Genomic DNA, 6,723 nt, shown 5'->3' with positions numbered 1-6,723 from the left:
CCATCGGCGAGTACTCGTCCCCGCCGATGGGCAGCAGCACGGCCGGCTCGACCACGGCGAGCCGGAGCGGCAGTTCCGGCACGGGCATGTGTCCATCGACAACCCCGCTAACCCCGTTGACCAGCGGCGCAGCCGTAAGAGCGTCGTAACTCGCACATATGTTCGAAGCTCGGCGCCCGCTCGGCGAGTACGGCCCCGAAGACCTCCCGGTGCGGCCGTTGCTGCGGCACGAGCTGAACCCGGATGGGTCGCTCGCCGTCCACCCGCCGCGGCACTGCCCGCGCCAGCACCCGTCGCCGATTCGGGCACGTTCTCCTGGGTCGTGGCGCTGAGCCTGCACTCGCTGATCTGCCACCGGTGCCGCGACGAGGGCCACACCGATCATCAGTGGGCTCTCATCGATCCCGCCTACGAACAGGCCGACGTGGAGGAGGCCACGGGGGCGGGGCTGGAACTGGTCGCCGTGCCACCGGACGAGGCCGCCGGGCCTGGTCGGATCGAGCTGCACCTGGATGGCCACGCGGTCGGCGCGGCCACGCTGGCGGTGTGCCCCCAGGACCGGACCGGGGTGCTCGAGCACGTCCAGGTCGACGGCGAGGTTCGGCGCCGCGGCTATGGGCGGGTCCTCGCGCTCGCCGCGTTCTCCCGCCTGGACTGGTTCACCGATGGGCCGCCCTGGATGCGTGGTGACCGGCGGATGCGGGCACTGCGCGCGGCGCAGCACGGCGTCGGGTACACGTGGACCACCACCCTGATCGAGAACATCCCCTAGGCACGCGGGTTCGCCGAATGGCTGCCGCTGCCGTCGGTGGGAGAACCGCGGTACTGCGAGCACGTGCTCGACGCGGCCGCGCGGCTCACGTCGTAGGGCGGCCGCCGAGACCGACGCTCAGCCTTCCTAGTTCGTCGTCGCGGCACTCGGTGCATCCTCGTCGAACCCGGCCCGGGCGGCCTTGTGCAGGTCGCCCGCGTACTTCTTCCCTGCGGCTGTTCAACCAGGGCACCCGGCGCACGCCCAGTGCTGTCGTCGCGCGCCCTCAGGAGGCGGCTTGGACGAGTTCCACGATGGTGCCGTCCGGGTCGCTCATATACAAAAAGGTCATCCCCTTGGCCGGACCCTCCTGCCTGACCCGCGGCGTCCCATGGCTGCGCCATCCAGCTGCAGCGCAATCCCGCAGCACGGCCTCGATGTCGTCCACGAACAACGCAACGTGCATCGAACCGACATCAAAGGGACGTGGCCGCAAATGCTGCCGATCGGCCGGCTGCGTGTACTCCAACAGCTCGATCTGGCCTCCGCCACCGGGAACCTCGAGAATGGCGAACGACATGGCGCCTCCACGGACGCCGGTGATCTCTTCGAGCGCCTTGCCGGCCACGTCGTCGCGCAGCACGACCTTGAGCCCGAGGACGTCCCTCCAAAACGACAGCGACCTTTCGAGGTCGACGACCGTGATTCCCGTGTGCGCGGTACCAAGGACCTGAAATGACATGAGTACTCCGAGCGACTTCGACTTCCTGGGACACCTCCACCGTGTCACAAGTCGATCACCGAGGACCTATCGAGCCGTCAAGCTCACCTGTGACATTGCCGCCCGATCGACCCACCTTGGCCTTTGTAGCCAACATCGCGCACGCAAGCGCACGCCGCGAAGAGGAGGTCGCAGAGCTCAAGGTTCGATCGCCTGCCGCAGTCCCTTTCCGGCGTACTCGGTTCCCGCCCCTAGGACCCGCCGAAAGGTCGCGTTGTTCGTCTTCGGCTGCACCGAGCAGCGCTCCTGCGCGCTGGTGCTGGGGATCGCCGGGCCGTGTTCGGTCAGCATGGCGGTGAGCACGTCGATCCGGGTGCTGGTACAGCCGTTCGAGGATGCGCCGGACCTCGGCGGCGCGGTCGCCACCGGCCGGGGGTGATGGCGTGTTGCGCACGAACACGCCGCTGCCTCTGCCGGGACATCAGCAGGCCTTCGCCGCGCAGCTCCCGGATCGCACGGTCATCGACGCGAGGCCGTATCGCGCCTGCAGCTCGGCGCCCGAGGGGAGACGGTCGCCCGGCTGCAGCTCGCCGGCGTCGATCGCCTCCCGGATCACCGCTATAAGCTGGAGAAACGGTGGAGTTGGATGGCTTACCGTGGAGGCGTTCCCGGAGATGGAGTCCCTGCAACACCAGGAGGACATCTTCGGCGTGGTCTCGACCCGCCATTTCGGCCTCCCAGTAGCGCGCGCCGAAAAAGAACGCACGCTCACAGCGGCAGGTTGCGATGAGATCTTCCTCGACAAGGACTCCGGCAAGCTCGCCCGCCGGCCCGAGCTGGACAAGGCGCTGCTGTCGGCCAACCGGGCCGGCGACCAGCTCGTGGTGGCCAAGCTCGACCGGCTCGGCCGCTCCCTGGAGCACCTGATCGAGCTGTCCAAGCAGCTGCAGGCCAAGGGGACCTGGTGGTGCACCCTGATGTCCGAGCGGACGATGGACGGCCTGGCCGCGGCCCGAGCGCGCGGCCGCACCGGCAGGCAGAACCGAAGCTCGGTGCCCGCCAGGTGCAGCTGGCCCGGCAGATGTACGACGAGCGCGGCGACGACGGCAACCGCCGCTACACCGTCGCCCAGATCGCCGCCGAGTTCGGCGTCACCCGCCCCACCATCTACCAGCACCGGGCAAGGCCTTCGACGCCACTCCCACGCCGGTGGGCGACAGCCGGGGAAGGCGCGAGCCTGGCCTGTGAAGGTGATCAGAATCAGCGCATAAATATGCCTTACTTTGAATGGTTGCCCGACCGTGGTGATGAGGTAATTCGGTGCTGGTCCGGGTGGTAACCCACAGAGGCCACACAACTGGGCCATTCGGTTGAAAATAGGCCCTGTTGTCGCGTTTTCGGACGCAAGTGCGTGGCTCTTTTTGCCGAATTTCGGGGTCTTCGGTCACTCGATCGTAACCGAGTCCGTCGCGGACAGCGCCCCTGCAACAAACGACCTCTCCCCGCCAACCAGCTCACCGCGCTGAGCCGGCTCCGCCACTGCCTCGACACCCGACGCGCGGAAGAGGGAGGTCAAGAAGCTCCTCGCCGACGAAGCGGAGCGGCCGCTCACGCCCGTGTGCGTGGGTCGACCCTCGGTGACACTGTTGTGGTCCCATGAGCCGATGATCGATTATTTCGGTCGCTCACATGGCGCAGAATGGGGGAGCGTTCAGTGAGTCTTTCACTCGATACAATGAAGCGCCAGCGTTCCATATCCCACCCAATTGTCGGCGCTTCCACGTTCTGGTTGGCGTGGTAGCGTAGTAATCATCGGCACGCCGCCCGCTGGTACGGCATTTCTATTTGGCCGGGTGCTGGGGCGTTTACTCGTTTTCTTTCACGCCCGGCGTTTTTGCGCGTGTTCGGGTGGCTGGTATCCCCGTCGTCGTTGCGGAGGTGATCGGTTCATGGGGCAGGAGAGGTTGACTGTCGCGCCACTGGTGGGGGAGATGTTGACGCGGGCGCAACGGCGGGTGCTGCCCGCCCTGCGTGCCCAGGTGGACCGGCTCCCGCTGCAGCAGCGTCACTGGGTGGCGTTTCATTTCGGCTGGAGCGACGCCGCCGGGAAACCGGTCATCGGCGCGCGCGCCGGCAAGGGCTTGCGGCCCGCGCTGGTCTACGCCGCGGCGGAGGCGGCCGGGGGGACGCACGATCGGCTTGACGAGGTGGCCGCCGCGGTGGAGTTGGTGCACAACTTCTGCATCCTCCACGACGACGTGATCGACCAGGATCGGGAGCGGCGCGGCCGCCTCACCGTGTGGGCGGAGTTCGGGACGTCTGCGGGGGTGCTGTCCGGTGACGCGGTGCTGGCGCTGGCACTGGGGTGTCTCGACGAGGTGCCCCTTGCGCGCCGGCTGTGCACGGCGGTCCAGGACCTGATCCGGGGCGAAGCGCTGGACGTCGAGTACGAGACCCGGCGTGATCTCACCACCGACGACTACATGCTGATGGCCCGGCTCAAAACCGGGTCCCTGATGGGTGCAGCGTGCGCGCTGGGCGCCGCCGCTGCCGGCGCGTGCCCCGAGGTCGTCGCCCGGATGGATCGCTTCGGCCGGTCCCTCGGCCTGGCCTTCCAGATCGCCGATGACCTGCTCGGGATCTTCGGTGACCCGGCGACCACCGGCAAACCCGTCGGGGCGGATCTCCGCCGCCGCAAGTGGACCCATCCGGTGCTCGTCGCCCTGGCCTCGCCGGATCCGGCCGTGGGGCCGTTGAAGGCCCTCTACCGCAGCACCACACCGCCCACCGACGAGCAGGTGGCCGAGTGTGTCTGCGCCATGGAGCGGATCGGTGCGCGCGACATCAGCCGGGAAGCCGCGCTCGCCGCGCTCGCCGACGCCGAAGGCCATCTTGACGGTGCGGGGTTGGACCCCGGCCAAACGGCTCCGCTGCGCGCCATCGCCGCCACGGTGGTGGATCGCTCATGCTGACCGACGGGACCGCCGGCGCCGACCGTGCGCGGCGCGGCGTCGGCCACGGTACGCCGGGGTCGCGGTCCGTCGCGGGCTGGCTGCGCCGCGAAGCGAACCTGACCGGGCGCATGATGGCCGACGACTCATTCATCGCTGTCTTGCCAATTGTGTTCTCGGTAGCCGCCGGTGCCTATGCCGGCCGGCCGGCCGTGGAACTGCTGGCAGGGGTCGGCAAAGCGGTCGTGCTCGCGCTGTTGTTCGTCTACGTCTTCGTCTCGGTGAACCAGGCTCGCTCCGGCGCGGAAGATGCACTGAACAAGCCGTATCGTCCCGTCCCGGCGGGCCTGGTGACCCCAAAGGGCCTCGGGCGTCGCTTCTGGGTGGCCATGGTGGTCTACCCCGTGCTCGGATGGGTCTTCGGCGCGTGGCCGTGGCCGCTGCTGTGGCAGGTCACCACACTGGTGGTGCACTCCCGGTGGGCCTCTCCTCGGTACTACTTGTGGTGGAAGACGCCCATGAACATCTCGGGCGCGGTCACCACGCTTGCCACCGGATGGCAGGTTTCGGCTCCGCTGGGCGCCACCGCCTGGACCTGGATCGCGACCGTGTCGCTCTACTTCCCGCTTGCCATGATTTTCGAAGACGTACGCGACATGGACGGCGACCGTGCCATCGGGCGCCGCACCCCGGCACTGGTGTTCGGCCCGACCTTCGTGCGCCGCTGGTTCGCCACGTTCTCGGCCTTGCTGCCCTGCGTGGTCTACTTCGGACTCGCCCGCCCGTCAGGCGCCGGGGACTGGAGGGGCGTGATCAGCGCCGTGGTTCTCGGCATCCTGTCCTGGACCTGCGCCGCACGGGCGCTGCGCCGGCACAGCCGTTCCGCGGACCGGCTCACCCTCCAGCTCTTCTTCCTGACCTGGGTCCTCACCCTCGCGAGCGCCCCGTTCCTGCTCGCCAAGGCCTGACGGTGCGCGAGAACGAAAGTGCCGTGACGCCGCCGATCCATGACCACTGACGAGGCCCAAAACACTGTGGCCGAGGAGGACCACCATGCCTACACCTGCCGTACCGGTCGAATCGAGGCTGTTGCCCTCGCTGGAGAGCGCCCGCTCGATCGTCTGGCCACTGCTTGAGGAGCGGGTTCGTGCGCTGCAGCCGGACCTGGCCCGGGTCTGCCTCTACCACCTCGGTCTCACCGACGGTGGAGGTGGCTCGAGCAAGCTGGTACGGGCCGGCCTCATGATGGCGGCCGCAGCCGGTCTGGGCCTTGCGCCGCAGGATGTGGGCACCGAGGCCACCGCGGTCGAGTTGCTGCACAACTCGACCCTTCTCCATGACGACATCATCGATGACGACCGGACCCGCCGTGGGCAGCCGTCCGCGTGGGCGGCGTTCGGGGTGCCACTGGCGGTGCTGGCCGGCGATGCGATGCAGGCCGCCGGCTTGCGGCTGATGCTGGAGGGCCAGGACCGGCAGGCGCGCGCGGCCGCCGATGCGATCGGCCTGGTCCTGGCCGGGCAGACCGGCGAGCTGATGCTCGGCGTGGACCCCGCCGCGAGCGTCGCGCAGTTCGAGCAGGTCGCCGCCCAGAAAACGAGCGCCCTGCTGGAATGTTGCCTCACCGCGCCCGCCATCCGGACCGGCGCGCCTGAGGCGATCCTGGCGGCGCTGCGCGGCGCCGGGCACCACCTCGGCATCGCGTGGCAGGCCGCCAACGACCTCGAGGACATCTGGGGAGACCCCGCCGTCACCGGCAAACCGGCCCGTGGTGATCTCAAGCGCCGCAACCTGACCCTGCCCGTCCTGGCCGCCCTGGCCACCGACGGGCCGGCCAGTATCGGCCTGCGCCGGCTGTGGGAGCGCAGCGACACCATCGCCGAGCACCTGGACGAGATGGCCTGCCTGATCGAACAAGCCGGCGGGCGTCAAGCAGCCCAAGATCTGTCGCGCCACCACCTCGACCGGGCGCTCGACTGCCTCAGCCAAGCCGGGCTGACCGCCTCCGGAGCGGACGAGCTGCGCGCCTTGTTCCGCCTCATCGTCCATCGCACGGCCTGACCCCGCTGTGCCCCGACACATCCCAGAAGGAGAAAAGGAGCGACGGCCATGACCATTCAAGAGAGCACGGCACGCCCGGTGGTGCGCACCGACTACGAGCGGGAGTTGCAGGCCGACTGGGACAACAAAACCCACGATCCGATCAACCTGCTCCTCGGTGAGGAGGACGGCCTCTACCACCACCACTTCGCCGTCGGCGGGTTCGACCAGTCGGTGCTCAAGGTGCCCGAACCCGACCG

General features: G+C 68.8%; 8 protein-coding genes and 1 pseudogene. 7 read left to right on the top strand and 2 right to left on the bottom strand.

Features of this window, described 5'->3' with window-relative positions; genetic code table 11:
• Window positions 1-322: 322 nt before the first annotated feature.
• Window positions 323-772, top strand: a complete 450-nt coding sequence (locus AB0F91_RS46610) for a GNAT family N-acetyltransferase (protein ID WP_360608877.1) — start codon at window positions 323-325, stop codon at window positions 770-772.
• A 265-nt stretch (window positions 773-1,037) separates the two neighbouring features.
• Here AB0F91_RS46610 and AB0F91_RS46605 read toward each other — a convergent pair whose 3' ends face one another.
• A complete protein-coding gene (locus AB0F91_RS46605) occupies window positions 1,038-1,493 on the bottom strand; it encodes a VOC family protein (RefSeq protein ID WP_360608875.1) in 456 nt (151 codons plus the stop codon).
• 253 nt (window positions 1,494-1,746) lie between these two features.
• On the opposite strand from AB0F91_RS46605, the gene AB0F91_RS46600 reads away from it, so the two are divergent.
• Complete coding sequence (locus tag AB0F91_RS46600; RefSeq protein ID WP_360608873.1) at window positions 1,747-1,911, top strand: hypothetical protein; 165 nt, start codon at window positions 1,747-1,749, stop codon at window positions 1,909-1,911.
• A gap of 42 nt (window positions 1,912-1,953) precedes the next feature.
• Here the strand turns inward: AB0F91_RS46600 and AB0F91_RS46595 are convergent, their stop codons facing one another.
• Window positions 1,954-2,175, bottom strand: a complete 222-nt coding sequence (locus AB0F91_RS46595; protein WP_360608871.1) for a GntR family transcriptional regulator — start codon at window positions 2,173-2,175, stop codon at window positions 1,954-1,956.
• On the opposite strand from AB0F91_RS46595, the gene AB0F91_RS46590 reads away from it, so the two are divergent.
• The 5 genes and pseudogenes from AB0F91_RS46590 to AB0F91_RS46570 form a co-directional block, all read left to right on the top strand.
• On the top strand, window positions 2,147-2,743 hold the full coding sequence (locus AB0F91_RS46590; RefSeq protein WP_360608869.1) for a recombinase family protein: 597 nt from the start codon (window positions 2,147-2,149) through the stop codon (window positions 2,741-2,743). The two genes, AB0F91_RS46595 and AB0F91_RS46590, sit on opposite strands and share 29 nt — an antisense overlap.
• A gap of 678 nt (window positions 2,744-3,421) precedes the next feature.
• On the top strand, window positions 3,422-4,444 hold the full coding sequence (locus tag AB0F91_RS46585) for a polyprenyl synthetase family protein (RefSeq protein ID WP_360608867.1): 1,023 nt from the start codon (window positions 3,422-3,424) through the stop codon (window positions 4,442-4,444).
• Window positions 4,438-5,391 (top strand): UbiA family prenyltransferase, encoded by a 954-nt coding sequence (locus AB0F91_RS46580; protein WP_360608866.1) that lies wholly within the window; start codon window positions 4,438-4,440, stop codon window positions 5,389-5,391. Before AB0F91_RS46585 ends, AB0F91_RS46580 begins: the two co-directional genes overlap by 7 nt.
• Window positions 5,392-5,512: 121 nt before the next feature.
• Window positions 5,513-6,484, top strand: coding sequence for a polyprenyl synthetase family protein (locus AB0F91_RS46575; protein ID WP_360608864.1), 972 nt, complete (start codon window positions 5,513-5,515; stop codon window positions 6,482-6,484).
• A gap of 48 nt (window positions 6,485-6,532) precedes the next feature.
• Window positions 6,533-6,723 (top strand): annotated as a pseudogene (locus AB0F91_RS46570) (SAM-dependent methyltransferase); the annotation flags it as partial.

This window comes from Amycolatopsis sp. NPDC023774, from assembly GCF_040639695.1.
Classification (GTDB): Bacteria; Actinomycetota; Actinomycetes; order Mycobacteriales; family Pseudonocardiaceae; genus Amycolatopsis.
Note: the sequence above shows the minus strand (reverse complement) of the source record. Positions and strands in the feature narration are given on the sequence as shown.